The 22421-nt window shown below is 60.5% G+C and carries 23 protein-coding genes; 14 read left to right on the forward strand and 9 right to left on the reverse strand.

What is annotated here, in order from left to right; all coding sequences use genetic code 11:
- Positions 1-92 precede the first annotated feature (92 nt).
- From ybeY to GRI91_RS13970, 3 genes are all read left to right on the forward strand, one after another.
- Positions 93-581, forward strand: coding sequence for an rRNA maturation RNase YbeY (ybeY, locus tag GRI91_RS13960; protein WP_160737302.1), 489 nt, complete (start codon positions 93-95; stop codon positions 579-581).
- A 22-nt stretch (positions 582-603) separates the two neighbouring features.
- The gene (locus tag GRI91_RS13965; RefSeq protein WP_160737303.1) at positions 604-1542 is read left to right on the forward strand and encodes a hemolysin family protein; all 939 of its coding nucleotides are present in this window, start codon (positions 604-606) and stop codon (positions 1540-1542) included.
- A 78-nt stretch (positions 1543-1620) separates the two neighbouring features.
- The gene (locus tag GRI91_RS13970; RefSeq protein WP_160737304.1) at positions 1621-2499 is read left to right on the forward strand and encodes a LysR substrate-binding domain-containing protein; all 879 of its coding nucleotides are present in this window, start codon (positions 1621-1623) and stop codon (positions 2497-2499) included.
- 143 nt (positions 2500-2642) lie between these two features.
- Here the strand turns inward: GRI91_RS13970 and GRI91_RS13975 are convergent, their stop codons facing one another.
- A complete protein-coding gene (locus GRI91_RS13975) occupies positions 2643-3107 on the reverse strand; it encodes a peptidylprolyl isomerase (RefSeq protein WP_160737305.1) in 465 nt (154 codons plus the stop codon).
- Between the two features lie 148 nt (positions 3108-3255).
- Here GRI91_RS13975 and mgtE point away from each other — a divergent pair, with 148 nt between their 5' ends.
- From mgtE to GRI91_RS16295, 3 genes are all read left to right on the forward strand, one after another.
- Positions 3256-4680 (forward strand): magnesium transporter, encoded by a 1425-nt coding sequence (gene mgtE, locus GRI91_RS13980; protein ID WP_160737306.1) that lies wholly within the window; start codon positions 3256-3258, stop codon positions 4678-4680.
- Between the two features lie 35 nt (positions 4681-4715).
- Complete coding sequence (locus tag GRI91_RS13985) at positions 4716-5126, forward strand: DUF1489 family protein (RefSeq protein WP_160737307.1); 411 nt, start codon at positions 4716-4718, stop codon at positions 5124-5126.
- Positions 5127-5201: 75 nt separating this feature from the next.
- Complete coding sequence (locus tag GRI91_RS16295) at positions 5202-5330, forward strand: hypothetical protein (RefSeq protein ID WP_272917857.1); 129 nt, start codon at positions 5202-5204, stop codon at positions 5328-5330.
- Between the two features lie 52 nt (positions 5331-5382).
- On the opposite strand, the gene GRI91_RS13990 is transcribed toward GRI91_RS16295, so the two are convergent.
- Genes GRI91_RS13990 through GRI91_RS14000 form a run of 3 tightly spaced genes read right to left on the reverse strand, consistent with a single transcriptional unit; the run spans position 5383 to position 8305 of the window.
- Positions 5383-6087, reverse strand: coding sequence for a DsbA family oxidoreductase (locus GRI91_RS13990; RefSeq protein ID WP_160737308.1), 705 nt, complete (start codon positions 6085-6087; stop codon positions 5383-5385).
- On the reverse strand, positions 6084-6986 hold the full coding sequence (nudC, locus tag GRI91_RS13995; RefSeq protein WP_160737309.1) for an NAD(+) diphosphatase: 903 nt from the start codon (positions 6984-6986) through the stop codon (positions 6084-6086). Before nudC ends, GRI91_RS13990 begins: the two co-directional genes overlap by 4 nt.
- Positions 6983-8305, reverse strand: a complete 1323-nt coding sequence (locus GRI91_RS14000; RefSeq protein ID WP_160737310.1) for a serine hydrolase domain-containing protein — start codon at positions 8303-8305, stop codon at positions 6983-6985. The genes nudC and GRI91_RS14000 overlap by 4 nt, the downstream gene beginning before the upstream one ends.
- Before the next feature lie 119 nt (positions 8306-8424).
- Here GRI91_RS14000 and GRI91_RS14005 point away from each other — a divergent pair, with 119 nt between their 5' ends.
- Entirely contained in the window at positions 8425-8646 is a 222-nt protein-coding gene (locus tag GRI91_RS14005) for a hypothetical protein (protein WP_160737311.1), read from the forward strand.
- A gap of 18 nt (positions 8647-8664) precedes the next feature.
- Here GRI91_RS14005 and mutY read toward each other — a convergent pair whose 3' ends face one another.
- Positions 8665-9705 carry an A/G-specific adenine glycosylase gene (gene mutY / locus GRI91_RS14010; RefSeq protein ID WP_160737312.1) on the reverse strand — a complete coding sequence of 347 codons (1041 nt, stop codon included), beginning with the start codon at positions 9703-9705 and terminating at the stop codon, positions 8665-8667.
- 14 nt (positions 9706-9719) lie between these two features.
- Here mutY and GRI91_RS14015 point away from each other — a divergent pair, with 14 nt between their 5' ends.
- The 4 genes from GRI91_RS14015 (at position 9720) to smc (ending at position 15329) form a co-directional block, all read left to right on the forward strand.
- Positions 9720-10349, forward strand: coding sequence for a DUF721 domain-containing protein (locus GRI91_RS14015; RefSeq protein ID WP_160737466.1), 630 nt, complete (start codon positions 9720-9722; stop codon positions 10347-10349).
- A complete protein-coding gene (locus tag GRI91_RS14020) occupies positions 10346-11035 on the forward strand; it encodes a DsbA family protein (RefSeq protein ID WP_160737313.1) in 690 nt (229 codons plus the stop codon). The genes GRI91_RS14015 and GRI91_RS14020 overlap by 4 nt, the downstream gene beginning before the upstream one ends.
- 94 nt (positions 11036-11129) lie before the next feature.
- Positions 11130-11879, forward strand: a complete 750-nt coding sequence (locus GRI91_RS14025; protein ID WP_237437907.1) for a thioredoxin domain-containing protein — start codon at positions 11130-11132, stop codon at positions 11877-11879.
- 21 nt (positions 11880-11900) lie between these two features.
- Positions 11901-15329 (forward strand): chromosome segregation protein SMC, encoded by a 3429-nt coding sequence (gene smc / locus GRI91_RS14030; protein WP_160737314.1) that lies wholly within the window; start codon positions 11901-11903, stop codon positions 15327-15329.
- A gap of 272 nt (positions 15330-15601) precedes the next feature.
- On the opposite strand, the gene soxR is transcribed toward smc, so the two are convergent.
- Entirely contained in the window at positions 15602-16042 is a 441-nt protein-coding gene (gene soxR, locus GRI91_RS14035; RefSeq protein WP_337190379.1) for a redox-sensitive transcriptional activator SoxR, read from the reverse strand.
- 118 nt (positions 16043-16160) lie between these two features.
- On the reverse strand, positions 16161-17090 hold the full coding sequence (gene ubiA, locus GRI91_RS14040) for a 4-hydroxybenzoate octaprenyltransferase (RefSeq protein ID WP_160737315.1): 930 nt from the start codon (positions 17088-17090) through the stop codon (positions 16161-16163).
- Between the two features lie 40 nt (positions 17091-17130).
- Here ubiA and GRI91_RS14045 point away from each other — a divergent pair, with 40 nt between their 5' ends.
- The 3 genes from GRI91_RS14045 (at position 17131) to GRI91_RS14055 (ending at position 19632) form a co-directional block, all read left to right on the forward strand.
- Entirely contained in the window at positions 17131-17880 is a 750-nt protein-coding gene (locus GRI91_RS14045; protein ID WP_160737316.1) for a 16S rRNA (uracil(1498)-N(3))-methyltransferase, read from the forward strand.
- 75 nt (positions 17881-17955) lie between these two features.
- Positions 17956-19329, forward strand: coding sequence for a glutamate--cysteine ligase (locus GRI91_RS14050; protein WP_160737317.1), 1374 nt, complete (start codon positions 17956-17958; stop codon positions 19327-19329).
- 3 nt (positions 19330-19332) lie between these two features.
- Entirely contained in the window at positions 19333-19632 is a 300-nt protein-coding gene (locus GRI91_RS14055) for a putative quinol monooxygenase (RefSeq protein ID WP_160737318.1), read from the forward strand.
- Between the two features lie 8 nt (positions 19633-19640).
- Here the strand turns inward: GRI91_RS14055 and GRI91_RS14060 are convergent, their stop codons facing one another.
- Both GRI91_RS14060 and GRI91_RS14065 read right to left on the reverse strand, forming a co-directional pair.
- Positions 19641-20984, reverse strand: a complete 1344-nt coding sequence (locus GRI91_RS14060) for a methyltransferase family protein (protein WP_160737319.1) — start codon at positions 20982-20984, stop codon at positions 19641-19643.
- A 54-nt stretch (positions 20985-21038) separates the two neighbouring features.
- Complete coding sequence (locus GRI91_RS14065; protein ID WP_160737320.1) at positions 21039-22394, reverse strand: PQQ-like beta-propeller repeat protein; 1356 nt, start codon at positions 22392-22394, stop codon at positions 21039-21041.
- Positions 22395-22421 lie beyond the last annotated feature (27 nt).

Here is a 22421-nt window from a genome sequence, read left to right on the forward strand (position 1 = left end):
CACATAAGGCTCATCCGATGGTTCCGCTGGCATAGGAGTCCGCAAATGTGCCAAGGGCATGCATTGCCGAATCCAAAAGCTGAAGGTGTTGTTTGGAACTGGATATATCTCTCGAAGAACCATGGCCCGAAGGGGCCTGGGAAAATCTCGCCGAGCGCGCGGTCGATACGCTGACCCGTCATGCGCCGGAACTGGACAATGACCGGCTGAGCGCCAGCCTGCTTTTCACCTCCGATGCAGACGTCCATGCGCTGAACCGCGAGTGGCGGGACCGTGACAAACCCACCAATGTCCTGTCCTTCCCCATGTTGGAGCGGGATGATCTGCTGACCCTGGCGGCGGATGGCCCCCCTGAATTGCTGGGCGATATTGCCCTGGCCTATGAGACCTGCGCGCGGGAGGCGGCGGAAAAAGGCGTGACGATGGAAGACCATGCGACCCATCTGATCGTGCACGGAATGTTGCACCTGGCCGGCCATGATCACGAGATTTCGGACGCCGATGCCGAAGCTATGGAAGCGCTCGAAATAAAGACGCTTGCGAATATGGGTATAGCCGACCCATATGGTGACCGAATTTGACATTAAGGAGAGCGACAGGGCGATGCCCGAGGGTTCCAGATTGAGTGACACCGCCAATGGAGACGCGGACAGTAGCAACGGCCTGTGGTCGCTGATTCGTCGCCTGTTTGAAAGCGGTGCCGGCGACATGTCGCTGCGTGCGCAGTTGGAAGAGGTGATTGACGAACATGTTGGCGACTGCGCCGATGGGAGTCAGCGCCCGGTCCATGGCGACCTTTCGTCGGTGGAGCTGACCATGCTGCGCAAGCTGCTCCATTTCAGCGAGCATGATGCCGATGATGTGGCAATTCCCCGCAAGGAGATCATTGCCATTGCCGCAAGCGCAAGCTGGGACGAACTGGTGCAGAGCTTTGCCGAACACGGCCATTCCCGCATGCCGGTCTATCGCGAATCGCTCGATGAAGTGATCGGCATGATGCATGTGAAAGACATCTTCAGCTATGTCGCCAAGGGTCAGCCGCCGACCGAGGAATGGACCTCGCTCATGCGGCAGCCACTCTACGTCCCCCCCACCAGAGGCGCGCTGGACGTGCTGGCCGATATGCGCGCACGGCGCATTCATCTGGCCGTGGTGGTCGATGAATTCTCCGGCGTGGACGGAATCATCACGATCGAAGATCTGGTCGAGGAAATCGTCGGCGAGATCGAAGATGAACATGATGACGCGCCTGAAGAACGGATCGTTCAGATCGGTGAAGGCCTATGGGATGCCGATGCCAGGGTTGAACTGGATGACGCCGCCGAAACCGTGGGTGATCCCCGGCTTGCCGAAGTGGTTGAAGCGGTGGATACGTTAGGCGGGCTGGCTTTCGTCCTGGCGGAACAGGTGCCACAAGTGGGCACCGTACTGACCCATCCCAGTGGTTGGGAAATCGAGATTATGGAGGGCGATGAAACCCATGTTCAGCGCCTGCGGCTGCGGCGACCCGATATTGACAGAAATTCGGACAACGAGACCTGAAGTTAAGCATTCATCAATGTAGAAGTTGCATTTGACGCTCGACATTGTTGCATTAATCTGAACAAAGTATTTTCCGCCATGCGCCGCCTTCCCCCTCTTCGGGCTCTTGAAGCTTTCGTCCGCATTGTTCGGCTGGGCTCTGCGCGCGCGGCTGCCACTGAGCTGGGACTGAGCCCGTCGGCGCTTTCCCGGCGCGTGACCAATCTCGAAGAATTTGTCGGCAAGAAGCTCTTCTCCCGCTCGCAGCAATCGATGAAGCTGACCGATGAAGGGCGAACCTTTTACGATGCCGTCGCGCCGCACCTTGAGGCGCTGGCTGTGGCGGTGGAGGGTCAATCCGAAAATCTCAGCCTGCTGCGTCTGCGGCTGGGCGTGCTGCCTTTATTCGGGACACAGCGACTGTTCCCCCGCCTGCCTGATCTGCGCAAACTCCATCCGCGCCTGCATATCGATATCGACACCGGCTCCCATTTGATGGGGCGAGTGGGCGATACGCTGGATGCGGCGATCCTGCTGACAACCGATCCCGATCCGGGCTATCACGCAGTGCAGCTGGACCAAAACCGTGTCCATGCCATTTGCGGGCGCGTTCTGGCGGATGAAATCGGCTTCCAACCCTCTCAGGAAGTGCTCGAGAAGCAGACCTTTCTGGTGCATAGTGATTTGCCGCTGAGTTTCGACGCCTGGAAGAAGGCGCGCGGATTTCAGAATCTCCAGCCTGCCGCAGTGGATCATTATGATTCCGGTCAGCTGATACTGGAAGCTGCCGCGCAGGGCCTGGGCATTGCGGTCATGCATGACGACCATCTCAAGCGCGCCAATGATCCGCGTCTGGCCAAGATTTTCGATGGCTCGGTCCCCAGCCCCTATAGCTACTGGTTCGTCTGCCGCCCGATTGCCCTGGAACAGCGCCCCGTCCGCATGTTTCATGACTGGATGGTAGACGCCGGATTGTAAGGGCGGGCAGGCAGAGCATCTGCTGAAAGCCCAGCCGCGTTCATTCCCCGTGCAAACCATGACCTGTGCTGGAAATGCGGCATGAAAAAGGGCGGCAGCCTTGCGGCGCCGCCCTTTCGCTTGATGCTAAAAAGCCGATTCGATCAGGAAATCGTGGCTTTCACAATCTTGCCCGGATTTGCCGGCGGCTCACCCTTGGGCAGAGCGTCAACCTGATCCATGCCGCTCTCTACCTGACCCCAGACAGTGTACTGACCGTCGAGAAACGGCGTATCACCGAAGCAGATGAAGAACTGGCTGTTGGCGCTGTCAGGCACCTGCGTGCGGGCCATGGAACATGTGCCGCGCACATGGGGTTCCGAGTTGAATTCGGCCTTCAGGTCGGGCAGATCGCTGCCGCCCATACCGGTGCCGGTCGGATCGCCGCCCTGCGCCATGAAGCCGGGGATCACGCGGTGGAAGACCACGCCATCATAGAAACCGTCCTTGGCCAGGCTGGAGATCCGCTCCACATGACCGGGCGCCAGATCGGGGCGCAATTTGATCACGACATCGCTGGTTTCGCCATTGCCGGTATCGATCGTAAAAGTGAGTTTTTCATCGGCCATGCCGTAAATCTCCTATGGGTTAAAATCGTGGGGGCCGGTATAGAGATCGAAACTGCAAAGTCACTATCACCCGGCATGATCCGTGCGGATTCCGCCGCATGTGGTTGAAGTGCTTGATTCTGCAGTCCATCCGAATAGGAGGCGTGGCATGGCCGAAAGCGAAATCGACGAGCAGATCCATGCCGAAACCCTGCCTGAAAAGGCGGACGAACATGAACAGCTCGACGAGGAAAACCGCCTGAAGCCCGAATATGTCGCCAGCGTGATCGAAGCGCTGGAAGAGGAGGATGAAGGCCGGGCCTACGATCTGGTCGAACCGCTTCATCCCGCCGACATTGCTGACCTTCTGGAATTGCTGCAACCGGAACAGCGCCATTTGCTGGCCGCTGCCATCACCGATCTGATGAGCGGTGAGGTCATTTCCGAACTCAACGATTATGTCCGTGATGACATGATCGAATCCCTGCCCGCTTCCGCCGTGGCAGGGATTGCCGAACAGCTTGATACCGATGATGCCGTCCAGCTGATCGAAGATCTCGATCCACGCGATCAACGCGCCATTCTGGCCGAGCTGGACCCGGAAAATCGCGCAGTCATCGAAAATGCGCTGTCCTATCCTGAGGAAACCGCCGGCCGATTGATGCAGCGCGAGCTGGTCGCCGTGCCGGAACATCTGAAGGTGGGCGACCTGATCGATTTCATGCGCGATCAGGATGATTTGCCAACCGAATTCTGGGAAGTCTTCATCGTTGATCACCGGCACCGCCCGGTCGGTGCCTGTCAGCTCAGCTGGATATTGCGCACCCCGCGGCACATTCCGCTGACCGATGTCATGCAGCGTGATCAAACGCTGATCCCGGTGGGTATGGATCAGGAGGAAGTCGCGCTGCGCTTCCAGAAATATGCCCTGATTTCCGCCGCTGTCGTCGATGAAGGTGGGCGCCTGGTCGGTCAGCTGACCGTCGATGATATCGTCCACATCATTTCCGAAGAAGCAGGCGAAGATGCCCTGCTGATGTCGGGTGCCGGCGAAGGCGATATTAACGAACCGATCCGTGATGCCTATTCGGCGCGGGTCCGCTGGCTGATCGCCAATCTGGGCACGGCGCTGGTCGCCAGCCTGATCATCGCAGCATTCGGGGCCGCGATTGAGCAATTGGTGGCGCTGGCCATATTGATGCCCGTCGTCGCGTCGATTGGCGGCAATGCCGGGACGCAGACCATGGCGGTCTCTGTCCGCGCATTGGCCACCAATCAGCTGACCAAGAGCAATACGCGGCGGATACTCTGGCGCGAAATGCGCGTGGCGATGCTGAATGGCGTGACTGTGGCGGCGCTGATCGGGATAGCCACGGCGGTCATCTTCTCGCCCATGCTTGGCCTTGTGATTGCCACGGCGGTCGTCATCAATATCTGCACCGCAGGTCTGGCCGGTGTGGCGGTGCCTGTCCTGTTCGACCGCGTCGGTCAGGACCCGGCCGTCGCGAGTTCCGTATTCGTGACGATGATTACCGATTCCATGGGCTTTTTCGCCTTTTTGGGGCTGGCGGTGGCATGCGGCCTCGCCGGATAGGTTGAGGGCGGCGCAAGACGCCCTATCTATGCGCCATGCCGCTTAACATGACCAAGATCGCTTATGGCCTCGACAGTCCCACTCAGCTGCGCGACCGCCTGAGCCAGCGGGCGCAGGAATTTGGCGGTGAGGCACGCATCCTGACCCGCTATCTGCCCAAGCGGCATGAGGAGATGAAGGGCGGCTCGCTCTACTGGATTCTCGACCACGCGCTGATCGCGCGATCCGAGATTCTGGGCTTCGAACAGCGCAGCGAGGACGGGCGCTGGTGGATCCGCCTTTCACCCCAGCTCATCGGCGTGGAAAGCCAGCGCAAACGCGCCCATCAGGGCTGGCGCTATCTGGAAGAAAAGGACGCGCCGAAGGACCTGCCCAAAGGGTTTGACGCAAGCGATGCCCTGCCCGGAAAAATGCTCGGCGAATTGCATCGACTTGGCCTCATGTGAGGCACGCTCCAGCAAGTTTTTGGAACATATCGCTTTTTTGACGCATTGATCCCTTTGACCAAGGAGAGCGATCAAATGTCTGAAAGCACACCCAAACCGGCCAATGAAATCATCGAACTGGCGCTGGCGGTGAAGGACCCATGCCAGCTCGGCCATTTACGCGCCCGCGCTCAGAACCAGCGGAGACATCAGCAGCGCGGCTGATTTCAGAGAGGGTATTCTAAGTCTGACCGGCTCGGAGCGCGTGGGTGCCTCTTCAGCCGGGAGATGCCTGATCGGCCTCTGTGGCAGCCACTATCTTACGGATAGTGTCGCCGAATATTTCCGGCGTTTGCGCGCCCGGAACCAGATAGCGGTCATTGAAAACAAAGGCCGGCACGCTGCGGATACCCGCTGATGCTGAGCGCTGTTCCTCCATCCGCACTGCCGTGGCAAGCGCATCATCCCTCAAGGCTGCTTGCGCGGCCTCCCGGTCCATTCCCTCACTCTCGACCAGATCAAGCAGAACCGCGTGATCTGATACATTGCGCCGAGCCTGAAAATGGGCGCGAAACAAGGCCAGTTTCAGACCGGTTTGCGCCGCTGGGCCATATTCCGCCAGCGCCCAGCGCAGCAGCCTGTGCGCGGCAAAGGTGTTCCACATCATCGGCTCGGGCGCTGTCCCCTCGCCCGTATAATCCATCGAAAATCCGGCCCGCCGTGCCGCCTCTTCCAGATTGGCGCGCATATCCGCCAGTTCTTCGGCCGAGCGGCCATAGACTTCCGCCAGATGCTGCGCCTGCGGTTTGCCCGCCTCTGGCATGTCGGGATTGAGTTCAAAGGGCATCCACCGGGTTTCAACCTCGATTTCGCCGTTCAGCTCCGCCACCGCCTTGGCGAATTGACTATAGCCGATGGCACACCACGGGCACATCACATCGGACCAGATGTCTACTGAGATGAGAGGCACAGTGTCGGTCATACTGCGCCTGCCCCGTTCTTTACCCACCATTGCAACAGATCATGCGCAATCGCCTGCGGTGGTGGTGGAATGAAATGAGGGCTCTTGTCCTTATCGATCAGCGCCTGCTCCACCTCGGCGCGCGTGAACCAGCGGGCATCCTCCAGCTCCGTTGTGTCGATAGTAAGTTGATCGCCAGCCGCAAAACCATGGCAGCCGACCATTAATTGCGATGGAAAGGGCCAGGGCTGGCTGCCGATGTAGCGGACATCTTCAAGGACTACGCCCACTTCTTCGAGCACTTCACGCGCAGCGCCTTCCTCAATCGTTTCGCCCGGTTCGATAAAGCCCGCCAGCGCCGAATAACGACCCGGCGGGAAATTGAGCCCCCGGCCGAGCAAGAGACGTCCCTGATGCTCCACCAGCATGATCGCCACCGGATCGACACGGGGAAAATGCTGTGCACCGCACTTCTCATTCACGCAGCCGCGCTGCCAGCCGCCCTTGGCAATTTGCGTGGGTGAACCACAGCGCGCGCAAAACCGATGGCGTGCATGCCAGTCGGCAATGCTGCGCGCTCCGCCGTAAAGAGCCAGTTCAGCAGAATTGAGCAGCGCCACCGCCTGCCAAGTCTGCTTATGCGCGAAGGCCGGATTCTGATCACCCTCCTGCGGCACCATGACAAAGGCAGCCTGGCCGTCCAGCAACCCCAGAAAGACCAGTTCCGCATCCTCCGGCGCAGCGGATAATTTCCGCCATTCCAGCCGCCCATTCTCATCCAGCCGCGGGACCAGCCCATCGAGAGCCAGTAGCAAAGCATCCGGTTGACGCAGCGCCGCCAGCTGCTCTGGATCGGCCCGCGTGTTGTCCGCACGATCAAGCGGATGACCGGCAAAGGCAGGGGAAATTAATGCACTCATTCAGACATTCCTGTATCGCGGGATAAAGCAGCGCCGCCAAGATCACTCTTCACCGCATCGGGGAAAGCACTGGTGAGCGGATAGGCCTGAGACGGCATATATTGCGTGAACAATCCAGCGCGCAGCCCGTGTTTCAGATCGGCAAATGCCACCGTTCCGGCGGCACCAGACCAGCCATAACTGCCTGCTTCTGCGCCGCGGCCAACCCGCCCCCCGGCACCGAAACCGGCGCTTTTGGAAAATTCATCCGCACCGTCCATCGTCTTGGGGAACAGGTCAGACGTGCCCAGCCGGATTGCCGCCTCACTCATCACCCGCTTGCCGTCCAGATTGCCATAGCCGACCAGCATTTTCAAAAACCGGTCATAATCGGCCGGTGTACTGACCAGCCCGGCCCCGCCAAAGGGAAACGCGGGCGGATCAAAGAAGATCGAATTTTCGGCACTGTCGATCGGCAGCAGCATTGATCCTGCAACGATATAATTTGTCGTCAGCCGATCAGCCTTGGCCCGGGGCACGGTGAAGCTGGTATCGACCATGCCGCAGGGGCCGAGGATATGATCCTGCAGAAAACCGTCGAACGTCTGACCCGAGACAATTTCAATGATCCGGCCCAGCAGATCCAGCCCGACCGAATAGCTCCAATGGGTGCCCGGTTGATAGACCAGCGGCATATCCGCCAAGCGGTCGGCAAAAACCTCCAGACTGGGTGCCGGGGTTCCGGCAAACGCCGGCATGGCGGCATTGCGCGTCACCTGAAACGGCGTCAGCCCTGCTTCCTTATAGGCTTCTGCAATCGGTCCCTGCTGAACGATGGAATAGCCCAGCCCCGCCGTATGGGTGAGCAAATGGCGAATGGTGATGGGCCGCACCGCCGGTTCCAGATTGTCCTCTGAAACGGGGCCATCATAGACCTTCTGCACCTGCATCCGGGCGAATTTGGGCAGAAAATCGGAAATTGGCTGATCCAGCTGCAACTTGCCCTGATCCACCAAGATCATCGCCGCCATGCCGGTGATCGGCTTGGTCATGGAATAGATGCGATACAGGCTGCGGCTATCCGCCGTGCGATCCCCCTTCAGACTGTCCGAGCCTTGGGCCAGAAATTGCGGCGCTTCGGCCCCGATGCCCAGCCCGGCGACCATGTTGGCGACCTTGCGATCCGACACATAATTGGCCAGCAATGCCTCAACTTTTGGCCATGCCTGCCGCTGCTGCGCAAACGCGCCATGCACCGGAAACATGCCGGCCAGAGCCGCGATAGCTCCGCCGCGTAAGATGCCTCGGCGCGAAAGGAAAAGCTCGTCACTCAACTGCATTGCATGGGCTCCCGGCATGGCTGTTTATCAACCGCTACTTCGCCTGATTGGGCGGCGCAAGCAACACTGGCTGAGGTCGCGGGCTTGCCATAAGCAGGTGTATTGCTCATATAGAACACATGCTTAACCTGTTTTCCATTCTCGTCGGTATCGTCGCCTTGTTGCTGGCCATACCTTCTTCCATTCCCCTGCTCGGCTGGGGCAATTGGTTCGTCCTGCCCATCGCGATTGTGGGCATCGGCATCGGCGCGCTGTCGAGCAATAATGGCGGGCGCAATTTCTGCCTTATCGTCTTTGTCGTTGCGGTCATCCGCCTCGCGCTCGGCGGCGGAATCATCTGATCCGCTTTAGTTTACGGCCTAGTTGCGCTGGGCGAGTACCAGACGCGCGGCCTTGGTGAACAGGGTTGGCAAACCAGCCTCGTCCAGCGCCGAAATCGGCCACCATTCGCCATGGCCACCCGGAGCATCCGCCACATCCAGCCGGCGCACCGACAAGGTGAGCGCGGCATGGGTAAAAACATGGCTGATGGCGCCGTAATCCTGCCACTGGCCAGCCACGGGCGGATCGCCAGAACCATCCGCCCGCGCGCTCCAGCCATCATCCGGCAAAGCGCGCATTCCGCCCAGCATGCCTTTGTCGCTGCGTGTCACCAGCCAGACTTCACCCGCCCGTTCGATCCAGAAGGCCGTGCCTTGACGCTGCGGCTTCGCCTTTTTGGGTGCCTTTACCGGCAGGCGCGCGGGATCGCCTTGTGCCCGGGCCATACAATCAGCCTGCAACGGGCATAACAGACAGCGCGGCTCGCGCGCGGTGCAGATGGTTGCGCCCAGATCCATCATCGCCTGCGCAAAATCGCCCGTGCGTTGCTGCGGTGTAATCCGCTCCGCCGCCGCACGGATCTGTTTGCGTGCAGCGGGGAGCGGCTCCTCTATGGCGAACAGGCGGGACACCACGCGTTCCACATTGGCATCCACCACCACCGCCCGGCGCCCGAAGGCAATCGCCGCAACCGCCGCGGCGGTATAGGCGCCCAGCCCCGGCAGTTTGCGCAAATCCTCTTCCTGGTCAGGGAAACCGCCCAGCTGCGCCACTTCGCGCGCGCATTTGACCAGATTGCGCGCCCGCGAATAATAGCCCAGCCCCGCCCATGCAGCCATGACCTCCTCTTCCGATGCGGCAGCCAATGCCTGCACCGTTGGCCAGCGCTCAACAAAGCGCGCGAAATAGGGGGCAACCGCGGCGGTCGTCGTTTGCTGGAGCATCACTTCGGACAGCCACACACGGTATGGATCAGCCGCCGCGCGGCTTCCTGGTGGCAGACGCCATGGCAATTGCCGCGCATGGCCATCATACCATGCCAGAAGTGTGTGTGAGATCACGCCAGCGCTATCATCCATCCCTGCCCTATGGCATGAGACAGGCGCAGATGGAACGCGACAACAAACAGACCGGCAAAGCGCGCAAGAACGTCGCGGGCGAGCCTGCGGCAAGTAAAGCCGTGAAAGGCAAAGCCGCAGGGAGCAAGAAGCCCTCGCGCGCCAAGCCGCGCGAATATGAACGGCCACGCGGCGGCCCGGCGAAACAGATCGCCGATCTGATGCCCCAAATCGGACGCGCGGCCTTCCGCCGGTTCGGCTTCGTGCAAAGTTCGGTCGTCAGCCGCTGGCCAGAAATTGTGGGGGAACGGCACGCCAAGGTCTGCCTGCCCGAAGCGATCCGCTTCCCGCCGGGGGAGAAGACCGACGGCATTCTGCAATTGGTCGTTCTGCCCGGTCATGCCCCGTTGATCCAGCATGTCACGCCGGAGATTATGGAGCGGGTGAACCGCTTTTTTGGCTATAAGGCTGTGTCCCGCGTAAAATTGCGGCAAGGCGAGGTTAAGCCTGCGCGTGCTGAAGTAAAAACGAAGGCGCCGCCTTCCCTGAAACCGATACCGATGGAGCTGGGCGATTCGCTGCGCGACATTGGCGACCCCGAATTGAGACAGGTTCTGGAATCGATGGCGCGAAGTTTGAGTTCCAAGGAGAATGAGACGGAATGAAACGCAAGCTTTTCACCGCGGCCCTCGCCCTTGCCGCCCCGCTGGCGCTGATCGCAACGCCCGGTTTCACACAGAGCGCCCAGGAAAACTTCACCGGCCATATCAAAGGTGACCGGCAGGCCCCAACGCGGCTGACCCAATTTGTCAGCTACACCTGTTCGCATTGCGGCCATTTTGAGAATCAGGCGTGGCCGATACTCAAGATGGGTTATATTCAGCCGGGCAAGCTCGCCGTGGAAACCCGTCACATCATCCGCGACCCGGTGGATATGGCCGCCGTATTGCTGGCCGAATGCGGTCCGGATGAGAAGTTTTATGGCAATCACGAGGCGATTTTCCGCAACCAGGACGAATTCCTGACCAAAGCCCGCGCAACGACGGCGGAACAACGCAAACGCTGGATAAGCGGCACCTATGCCCAGCGTTTTCAGGCAATTGCGTCCGATCTCGACTTGTATAAAATTCTCGAACCACGCGGCTATAGCCGCTCGCAGCTTGACCAATGCCTGGGTGACCGCGCGGCGATGGAAAAATTCGCGGCCCAATCGGCGCGTGACGGGCAGACTTTCAAGATTGAGGGTACGCCAAGCTTCGCCATCAATGGCAAGATGGTTGCCGATGCCTATAGTTGGGAAGATCTGAAGCCTAAGCTGGATGCCCGTTTGAAAGACAATCAGTTCAAGTAAACACCATGCGCCGCACGCGCGGTGAATAGCTATCTTTGCAGGGCCAGCGCCTTGCGCTAGCCTGCCTTCAAAATATCACAGGATTTCGTAACGGATGACCATGCTTCGCAAAGCCACTTTCGCCGCTCTGGCAGCCCCGCTCGTTCTCGCTCTGGCGGCCTGCGGGTCGGGGAATGATGAAACTGCAGCCGATGTGGCGGGCGATCCGATTGATCCCGTCGCTGCGCCTGAGGGGCAGCAATGGATGGAAGTGGCGGTGGAAACCGAAGAAGGCGGCTATCGCATCGGTAATCCGGACGCACCGCTGAAATTGCTCGAATTTGCCTCCCTCACTTGCCCGCATTGCGCCGATTTCGCCGAGGAAGCGCGCGCAGGGATTGATGCCTATGTGAATGATGGCACGGTCAGCTACGAATTGCGCAACCAGATTCACGATCCGCTGGATCTGACGATGTCCATGCTCACCCGCTGCGGCACGGTAGAGAGTTTCCACCCGCTGTCCAATCAGGTCTGGGACAATCTGCAGGAGATTGTCGGCGCCGTGCAGGCAAATCCCGAAGCCTTGAACAAGGCGGTTCAGGCCCCGGCCGAGCAGCGCTATGAAAAAATCGCCGAAGCTGCCGGCTTGCTCGATTTCTTCGCCGCGCGCGGGATCAGCCGCGACCAGGCAAAGGAATGTCTGGCCCAGCCCGAAATGGCTGAACAGATCGTGGAAGAATCCAACACCCAGTCCGAAGAAATGGATGTGACCGGCACGCCGACATTCTTCCTCAATGGCCGCAAGCTTGACGGCAACACCTGGGCCGCGATCGAGGCTGACTTGCAACAGGCCGGTGCCCGGTAAGAACGGGCGAAAGGGGGGCCGATGCAGTTCAGGAAGCTCAAGCTCTCGGGCTTCAAGAGCTTCGTTGAGCCTGCCGAATTGCATATTGAACCGGGGCTGACGGGAGTCGTTGGCCCCAATGGTTGCGGCAAATCCAACCTGCTGGAGGCGATCCGCTGGGTCATGGGCGAAAATTCGCCCAAAAGCCTGCGCTCCGGCGGGATGGATGATGTCATCTTCGCGGGCACGCAGCAGCGCCCGCCGCGCGACTTCGCCGAAGTGGTGCTGGATGCCAGCGATGCCAATAATCAGGAATTGCAGGTCACCCGGCGGATAGAGCGCGGCGCGGGCAGCGCCTACCGCGTGAATGGCCGCGATGTCCGGGCCAAGGATGTTGCGCTGACCTTTGCCGATGCCGCCACGGGCGCGCATTCCCCAGCCTTGGTCAGTCAGGGCCGCATTGCCGCGGTCATCGCCGCCAAACCGGCCGAAAGACGGCAAATGCTGGAGGAAGCCGCCGGCATTGCCGGGCTGCATGTCCGCCGCCGTGATGCCGAAAGCAAGCTGCGCCAGACCGAAAGCAATCTGGCCCGGCTCGAAGATCTGATGGCCGGTCTCGACAGCCAGATTGCATCACTGCGCCGGCAGGCGCGGCAGGCCGAACGATACCGCGAACTCAGTGAGAAGATCAGCGCTGCCGAGGCGCGTGTATTATTTGCCCGCTGGCGCGATGCAGCAGCCTCTGCGCAAGCCGCGCAAAGCGAGGCTCAGGCGGCCGAAAAACGCGTCGATGAAACGCAGAGCGCGCTCACCGCCGCGCAGAAGACTCAGCGCAGGCTGGCCGAGAAACTGGCCGCTGCCCGTGATGTGCTGGCCGACCGGCGCGATGATGCCAATGCCCATGGCCACCGGCTCGCATCCCTCAACACCCAGCTGGAAGCCGCCGAGCAGCGGCTGGCCGATCTCGACCGGCAGAAAAAGCGGCTCGAAGATGACCGGGTGGAGGCTGACCGGATCACGACGGATGCTGCAAAAGAATTGCAACGGCTGGAGAAGGAACTCACCGGGTCTGAACAAGCGCTGCAAAATGATGAAGCGAAACGGCCCGAACTGGCCCGCGCGGCAGAGAAAGCCGAAAACGCCTCACGCATGGCGGAACTTGCGCTGGCCAAGGCAACGGCTGACCATGCCGGTGTAGAGGCGGACTGGCGGGTGGCCGAAAGCGAACAGCAGCAGGCCGCGAACCGGCTGGAACGGCTCAGGGCGGATCTCCGGCGTCAGCAGAATGAACGGGAAGAGCTGCTGGCTGGCAGCGACCCGGAGCAGGAATTGATCCATGCGCAAAATGCCTATGCACAGGCGCAGCAGACCCGCGAAGACAGACACAACGCGCTGGTTAATTTGCAGAGCGAGAAGGATGCGCTTGGTCCTTTGCGCGACGAAGCGGCAGCGGCCTTGTCTGCCGCGCGGGCAGAACTGACAGGCACGCAGCGGGAATATCAGGCGCTGCAGCGTGACCGGCAGGCCCGGGCCAAACAGGCAAGCAATAAATTCGGCCTGCCCGCCGCGCTTGATACTGTGCGGGCAGAACCTGGCTATGAACGGGCGGTAGCCGCAGTGCTGGGCCGCGATGCGAAAGCACCGCTCGGCACACCGCCAGCGGACAGCGAAGGCCGCTTCTGGACCGGAGGGCGCACTGCACCGCAAAGAGTGGCTGACAGTCTGCTGGACCATGTCAGCCAATGCCCCGACGCGCTGCAGGCCCGACTGGCTCTGGTCCATGTGGCCGATCAGGATGATGGCCGCGACCTCGCACCCGGACAATGGCTGGTCACACGGGGCGGCTTTCTGCGTCGATGGGACGGCTTCGTTGCCCGCGGGGAAGGCGCAGCAGAAGCCGCGCGGTTGGAGGCGGATAATCGCCATGCCCAACTGGAGCGTATGCTGCCCGCGCTGCAGGAAACAGCCGATCAGGCCGAGCAGGCCGAGCAATCCGCGCGTGAAAAACTGGCCGCCATCCAGCAGCGACTGGTTGCGGCCCAGCGCGAGGAAGCACAGGCTCAGGAGCAGGAACGGCAGGCGCTGCGCCGGGTCGATCAGGCCGAAGCCGCGCGGGAACGGCTCACCGCAAGGTTGGAAGAATTTGCCCGCAGCCTGAGCGAAACCGAAACCCGGATGGCCGAGGCGCAGGACGAGGCCGAAACCAGCGCCGCGAAACTGGCCGCACTGCCCCCACCGGAAACGGGCCGCGCCAATCTGGATGCCGCCCGCACACGCAATGAAAGCGCACGCGGCGACATGCAATCGGCAGCAGCAGCACTGGCCGCGCATGATCAGGCACTGGCCGTGGCGCGTGAACGCAGCTCTGCCCAGCGCGCGGACATCAAGGGCTGGGAAGCCCGCGCAGGCGATGCAGCCCGGCGACTGGCGGAAACCAGTCGCCGTTTCGAGGAGATTGCCGAGGAACGCGCGATTATCGCCGCCAAGCCCGAAAGCCTCCTGCGCGAAATCGAGCAGGGTGAGGCGATCAAGCAGCGTCTGACGGGGGAGCTGACCGCTGCTGAAGAAGCAGTCAGCCAAATTGGCGAAGACGCGCGGGCATCGGACGCTGCCCTGACCGCCGCCGGAGAGGCTCTGTCACAGGCGCGCGAGAACCGGGCGGCTCTTTCCGCCAAAGCGGAGAATGAAGAGAGCCGCCGGGCGGAGCTCGCTCGTTCTTCGGGCGAACGCTTCCATTGCCCTCCCCCGCTGCTTTCCACCCGCTTTTCCTTCGATCCGGCAGAGGTGAAGGATGCGGAAAAGGAAGGCGCCGATCTGGAGCAGCTTGTCACCAGCCGTGAACGGATCGGCCCGGTCAATCTGGTCGCCGCTCAGGAATTGCAGGACATAGAGGCCCGCCACGGTGCCAGCGCAGAAGAGCAGGCCGAGCTGGCCGAAGCGGTCAACCGGCTGCGCGGTTCCATCGGCAATCTCAACCGCGAAGGGCGCGAGCGCCTGCGCGCCGCTTTCGAGGCGGTGAACGAGCATTTCAAAGTGCTGTTCACCAAATTATTCGAAGGCGGACAGGCGCATCTGGCTTTGGTCGATAGTGACGATCCGCTGGAGGCCGGGCTGGAGATCTTTGCCCAGCCGCCGGGCAAACGCCTGCAATCGCTCACGCTGCTGTCCGGCGGGGAACAGGCGCTGACCGCTGTTGCGCTGATCTTCGGCCTGTTCCTGACCAATCCCGCCCCGATCTGCGTGCTCGACGAAGTGGACGCACCGCTCGACGATGCCAATATTGATCGCTTTTGCGATCTGCTGGATCATATGGTTGAGCAGACGAAGACCCGCTATCTGATCGTTACCCACAATGCCGTAACCATGAGCCGGATGCACCGCCTTTTCGGTGTGACCATGGTGGAACACGGGGTATCGCGGCTGGTCAGTGTGGATCTTGGCGGGGCGGAAGAATTGCTGGCGGCGGAATAAAGCTAGGCCGTAAACTCATAAACAGCACCGTCGAGGCGCCCAAATGGCGAACATATCGGAGCAAAGCGCCCGCCGGGAAGGCTGTTTGCCTTTCCAAGGGCGATTTGGTTCGAGAGGGAAGCCATTTGGGCGTCGCAAAGCGATTTGGTCAAAATGGCCCATCGCAGCGTCAAGAAGCCTTGAAATATCGACATATTCCCACGCCTTCTTTCCTAGCGCTGAGCCATTTTGACTCAAACCTCGATGGCGCTGTTTATGAGTTTACGGCCTAATTATTTCAGCACCAGCCGCGGCCCGGCACCGACAGTGCCCAGCCGGTCTTCACGGTTCATCGTCTGGCAGCGCGGCAGGCTGACACAGCCGCAACCGATACAATGGTCAAGCTGGTTGCGCGCCCGGCTGAGCAATTCGATCTTCTCATCAATGGCAACCCGCATGGACCGGCTGACCTTCTGCCAATCCCCCAGACTGGGCGACCGCCCAGCAGGTAAATTGGCAAGCTGCCCCTCTATCTCATCGAGACCGAGGCCAAGTTTCTGGGCAATGAGAATAAAGCTGATCCGCCGAATATCCGACCGCAGAAATCGCCGCTGATTACCATCCGTGCGCCAACTGCGTAGCAAGCCGCGATCTTCATAAAAACGAATGGCGGATACTGCCACACCTGTGCGGCTGGCAAGCATACCGATTGAGATCAGATCGTCTTTGTTCACTGTAGTCCCAAACAAGTATGACCGGGAGTGCGACTTTCATCTCAACCTAACTTTATGATTACATTTAGCGCAAGCTCTATTTACCCTGCTGTTCATAATGCCTTTACATTTAAAGCTTTCAGGCATTCCCCACGACATAACAGCCCAGCGCCACCAGCAGGCCGAGGAAACGGTTGGAACGGAACCGGATAAGAGGATTTTCCGCCTTGTCAGCGTCCAGCGTGGCCACTTGCCAGAACAAGTGCAAAGCGGCCGGAGCCAGGCCGAGCAACGCCAGCCAATCTTGCCGCATCAACCAGAATGCCAGTGCCCAACTGACCACGGCGATCAGGTAGAACAGGCCAACACCTTGCTTCACCCGCCCGCCAAGCCGCCTTGCGCTGGAGCGGATACCCACCAGCGCATCGTCTTCCTTGTCCTGCACGGCATAGATCGTGTCATACCCGATGCACCAGAAAATCGCGCCGACATATAGGGCAGCAAGCACCTCCAGATTGTCCGACCGGACCGCCACCCATGCGGTGGGTGCGCCCCATGTGAAGACCAGCCCCAACCATGCCTGCGGCCACCAGGTGATGCGTTTCATGTAGGGATAGGCGGCAACCAGAACCAGACTGCCCAGCGCGACAAGCTGTGCCTGCCAGCGCAATTGCAGGAGCACAATCAGCCCCACGGCGCAAAGCACCAATAGCCATGTAAAGCCGGCCTTGCGGCTGACCCGGCCACTGGCGATCGGCCGCTGCGCTGTGCGCGCAACCTGCGCATCCAGCTTCGCATCGACGATATCATTATAGACACAGCCGGCGCTGCGCATGGCAATCGATCCCAGCAGCATCCAGGCGAGCAATTGCCATTGCAGCCCCGTCCCGCTGAGGCCGAGCGACCAGGCACAGGGCCAGAACAGCAACCACCAGCCAATGGGCCGGTCGAACCGCCCCAGCAAAGCATAATCGCGCAAAGGCTGCGGCAAACGGGCGACCAGACCGCGATGCTCGCTATCGGGAACGATCGCAGACTCGGCATTATCGGCGGGGGAATGTGTCGACATGACTTGCCTCCTAGCCCGCCCTCCGCTTAGTGCAAAGCCCATGCCTGCTACACCCGCCTGGCCCCCGCGCAGCGCGCCGCGTTTATTTGTCCCCCCTCCCCTTGCGGAAGCGGAGCCCGTTGCACTGGACGGACAGGCGGCGCATTATCTGCTGCGCGTAATGCGCGTTAAAGTCGGTGATGCGGTGATCCTGTGTGATGACCATACCGGCGAATGGGCCGCTGAAGTCACCCAGGCCGACAAGCGCAGTCTTGTCCTCAGCCCCCGCACCCATTTGCGTGAGCGCGAGGATGTGCCCGATTTCACGCTCTGCGCCGCGCTGCTCAAGAAAGATCGGTTTGATCAGGTTCTGGAAAAGGCGACCGAACTGGGCGTGCGGCATATTCAGCCGGTCATAACCCGCCGCTGCGTTGCGGATAAGCTGAACATGGACCGCGCCCGCACGGTCATCGCCGAAGCGGCGGAACAATGCGCCCGCACCGCATTGCCGCAGCTTTCCGAGCCGGTGAAACTGGATGCTCTGCTGCGCGAATGGCCCGCATCGCGCCCCCTGTTTTTTGCCGATGAACTGGGCGGAACTCCTGCCGCAGAGGCTTTCACGCAAAACAAGGGTGGCGCAGCGCTGCTGATCGGACCGGAAGGCGGATTCGATGATCAGGAACGCGATTCCGTGCGCGCTGTAGGGGCTGCACAGGCCATTACGCTGGGGCCACGCATTCTGCGGGCAGAGACCGCTGCAATTGCCGCGACCGCGCTGTGGATGGGGCTTCGCGGCGACTGGGCAGCATAGTGATGCCGGCATAAACCGACCGCGCGGTACAATTTACGCTGGCGCCCCTTCGTCAACTTCCCTAACGGCTTGTACATGAGCACGCGAAAGGGTTCAGCAGAGCAGCACGAGCCGCGGATTGAAAGCCGCGATCAACTCGTCGCGCCCCTTCAGGCCGGCGAAAAGCCGCCGGAGCAATGGCGCATTGGCACTGAGCATGAAAAGCTGGTCTATAAGAAGGCGGATAAGCACGCGCCCTCTTATAGCGAAGAAGGCGGTATCCGAGATATCCTTCTGCAGCTGAAGCAATTCGGCTGGGAGCCGGTTGAGGAAAACGGTCAAGTTATCGCCATGAATGGCGCTGATGGGACTGTCAGCCTGGAGCCCGCAGGCCAGCTGGAATTATCCGGCGCGCCGCTGCAAAATCTGCATGAGACCTGCGCCGAAACCGGCCGCCACCTGTCTCAGGTGAAGGAAATCGGCAATTCCTGCGATGTCGGCTTTCTCGGCCTCGGCATGTGGCCGGACAAGGCCCGCGCAGATTTGCCGCTGATGCCCAAGGGGCGTTATGACATCATGACGCGGCACATGCCCAAGGTCGGTTCGCTTGGCCTCGACATGATGCTGCGCACCTGCACCATTCAGGTCAATCTGGATTATTCCAGCGAAGCAGACATGGCGAAGAAGTTCCGGGTCGGTCTGGCGCTGCAGCCACTGGCCACTGCCCTGTTCGCCAATTCGCCCTTCACCGAAGGCAAGCCCAACGGCTTCCTGTCCTTCCGCAGCCATATCTGGTCGGACACCGACCCGCATCGCACGGGCATGCTGCCTTTCGTCTTTGATGATGATTTCGGCTATGAGCGCTATGTCGATTACATGCTCGACGTGCCGATGTATTTCGTGGTGCGCGATGGCCGCTATATCGATGCGGCGGGGCAAAGCTTCCGTGACTTCCTGAAAGGTGAATTGCCCGCTTTACCCGGCGAATTGCCGACCGAAAGCGACTGGTGGGATCATCTCTCAACCGCATTCCCCGAAGTACGGCTGAAGAGTTTCCTCGAAATGCGCGGCGCCGATGGTGGCCCGTGGAGCCGGATCTGCGCGCTGCCCGCCTTCTGGGTCGGTCTGCTCTATGATCAGGGCGCGCTGGACGCTGCATGGGATCTGGTCAAGGACTGGAGCATGGAAGAACGCGAAGCCTTGCGCAATGCGGTGCCCCGTCTGGCGCTCGACGCCCCGCTTCCTGGTGGCGGAAAGCTGAAGGATATCGCCCGCGAAGTGCTCGAAATCGCGCGATCCGGTCTGGCCCGGCGTGCGCGCCTTAACGCCAGCGGCGATAATGAAACGGGCTATATCGAAACCCTGTTCGAAATTGTCGAAAGCGGGAAAGTCCCGGCGCAGCGCCTGCTCGATAAATATAATGGCGAGTGGGCCGGGGACATTGAACGCGTTTACAAATACAGCTTCTGAATAATGCTCTGTGTAATTGGCCATTTCCGCTTCCCGCCAGAAAAACTGGCTGAAGCCCAGACTTTGATGCAGGCGGTGATCGAAGCCACCCGGCAAGAGGCTGGCTGCCTGTCCTATTCCTATGCCGAGGATGTGACGGAACCGGGCCTGTTCCGGGTTACGGAAATCTGGGATTCGCATGACAGCCTGCTGCGCCATTTTGCCTCTCCGCATATGCATGCATGGTCAGAAGCGCGCGCCGAGCTGGGCTTTTATGACCGCGACATCACCGCCTATGAACTGGGTCAGGCAGCCGCGCTTTAAAGCGAAGGCTACGCGGCTGACTTAAACGGATTGAACCGCGCCCAGAGGGCTTCCAGCCGGCGGGTGATGCAGCCATGCTGCGCCATCCAATCGTAATAGGCGCGATATTTTGCATCTTCGCGCAGCAGATGATCCTCCTCCGTCCGCGCACGCCAGTAATAGATCGCACTCACCACCCCCAGCAGCGCGGTATTGCGGACCGAATCCACCAGCGAGCCATTGGTGACAAGGAAGGGCAAAACGGAACACCACCAGAAGATGTTCTTGGAAAGATAGGCCGGATGCCGTGTGAAGCGATAGGGGCCATTGGTTACCACACCGCGATAGGTGAGATTGGAAAAGCGGATGCCAAACGCCATCGTCGCCCAGGCATAGGCCGCGGTCAAACCCACCAGCCACACAGCCCAGATCCAGCCCAACACGGGCCACATCGCCGTCCATGAAGCCCAGCCACTGGTATGCACCTGATAGCTGAGCACGTCGGCCCGTCCCATCAATCCCCACACAAAGGGCGGATAACAGATCAACGCCGCCACCCAGCCGCCCAAGAAGGGATTGCCGCTGCGAATATGGGCATCCAGCGGACGCAGCGTCAACAGATAGCCGACCGTCCCGATCTGCACGTCGATCACAAAGATGAGATCGATCAGCGCGGTTGCCGCAGTCGCCGGATTGGTAAATATCGCCGTGTAATCTCGCTCCACCACGGCAGCAAAACCGCCCGGCAAAATCGACAGCATGAATGCGCCGAAGAAGCCCTTGATCGCCCAGCCGCGCCAATGCTCCGCGACTTTCGCACGGTCCCATGATGCCGCTCCCGTCAGCATGGCACCAAAATGCCAAACCCGGTCGCGCGGCTGAACCAAATAGCGGTCAAGCCACAGGACGTAAGGGATCGAGAGCAGGAACAGCGGCAGCGCGGCCGCTGACAGAACATTCATGGCAAAGAGAAAACTGCCATCCCAATAGAAGCGCAGCAGGCAATACACTGCCGCGATCACGCCCCAGGTAATCCACAATCCGGCCAGTTTGGTGAAGGAAATCTCACGCGTTTCGCTGAATTTGAGCCGCTGCGTCCAATCGATCCCGGTGGAGGCATTCCGGTGGACCTTCTCCACCAGCACCGCCCACAGCCCCATCATCAGCGCGACGAACAGCATGGTCACCAGCGACATGACCGGGCCGGAAAGCGGCTCTGCCGGAGCTGAAATCGCCAATGCGCGCGTGATAAATGGCCAGAAATGCGCAAAGACAAGACATGCGCACAAAGCGGCCAAGCCCACGATACCGGTGGCAACCGATACATCGCTGGCCGGCCGTTGTCCGACGTTATTGCTGCTTTGCCGCCCCATGCTGCCCCCTGTCACATCAGGAGTAACGCGGCATGGGGCTTATGCAAGATCCCATCACCGCCAGGCAGTGATGCGACCTTTGTTGTCCATCAGATAAAGTGTCTGATTGGCGACGATCGGGGGCAAAGATACGCCGTCACTCAATTCGGTGAATTCGGTCGCAAGGCCAGTTACAACATCCACGCTCATCACTTTGCCGCGCGTGCTTGCGATCCACAATTTGTTGTTCGCCAGTACCGGACCAGTCCAGAAAATCGGGCCCTCGCGGTCCTTCTCATCCTTGTAACGATCCAGCTGGGTGATCCATTTGACCTTACCGGTAGAGCGCGCGATCGCCAGCAGGCGCGCATCGTCGGTCAGCGTAAAGATCCATTCGCCGGCCACTGCCGGGGTGGAAATACCCGCCAATGTCAGTTCCCACAGACGCTGGCCCGTCACCAGTTCATAGGCTGCCATGCGGCCACCCTGACCCAGAGCATACACCCGGCCATCATCGATGATCGGGTCGGCATCAACGTCGGTCAGAGAGCCCACTTCGGTTGAAATGGATGTCCGCGCGAGCGCATCGGACCACAAATTACGGCCATTTTCGTAGCGATATGCGACCAGCTCACCCGTGCTGTATCCGGCAATGACCGTGCCCTGCCCGGCTGCAGGCGCGGCGACGCCAAAGACGCCGGACTGACCCGAAGCACCAAAATCCTGCCAGATGACCGAGCCATCCTGCAAATTGAGCGCATGGATCTGGTTATCCTGCGTCATCACATAAACGGCGTTGAAGGCCACGGTCGGTGATCCGCGCAGCGGGCCGGCCGGCTTCACATTCCACAGTTCAGACCCGGTTTCCGCATCCAGCGCGGCGACATCGCCGACGCCGTCAGTGACATAAACCTTGCCGCCGAAATAGCTCGCACCGCCGCCGAACAAAGAATCCCGAGTGCTCGAATCCGAATCCAGCGAATGGCTCCAGATCGAGGCGCCGGTTTGCGCATCAAATGCGTGCACCGTGGCATCGGTATCCATCACGAACAGCTTGCCGCCGCCAACCACCGGCGCCGCAGCCATACGGCGCTTCTTGTTCGATCCGGGGATCGATGCGCTCCAGACCTTTTGCGGCGCAGCCGCCAGGGCCAGATGGCCCATCGCGTTGGCGGCATTGCCACCCGGTTGGCTCCATTCGTCATTTTCACGTGCCGGGGGAAGGACCACCGAAACATCAGCCAGCGCCGGATCAGGCTCTACCGCATTGGCAATGCGCGACAGTACCGGGATACGGTCGCCCACCGTCGGTGTAGTCGGGCCATCGTCGCCGCCACCAAAGACACCGCAGCCACCAAGGGCCAGAGCGGCGCCCAGAGCTGATACGGCAAAGATGCGGCTACGCGCTGCTGACAAGTTACGAAAGATCATCAATATCCATCCAGTTTCCGGCGTCAG

The sequence above is a fragment of the Altericroceibacterium endophyticum genome (assembly GCF_009827595.1).
In the GTDB taxonomy this organism is placed as follows: domain Bacteria; phylum Pseudomonadota; class Alphaproteobacteria; order Sphingomonadales; family Sphingomonadaceae; genus Altericroceibacterium; species Altericroceibacterium endophyticum.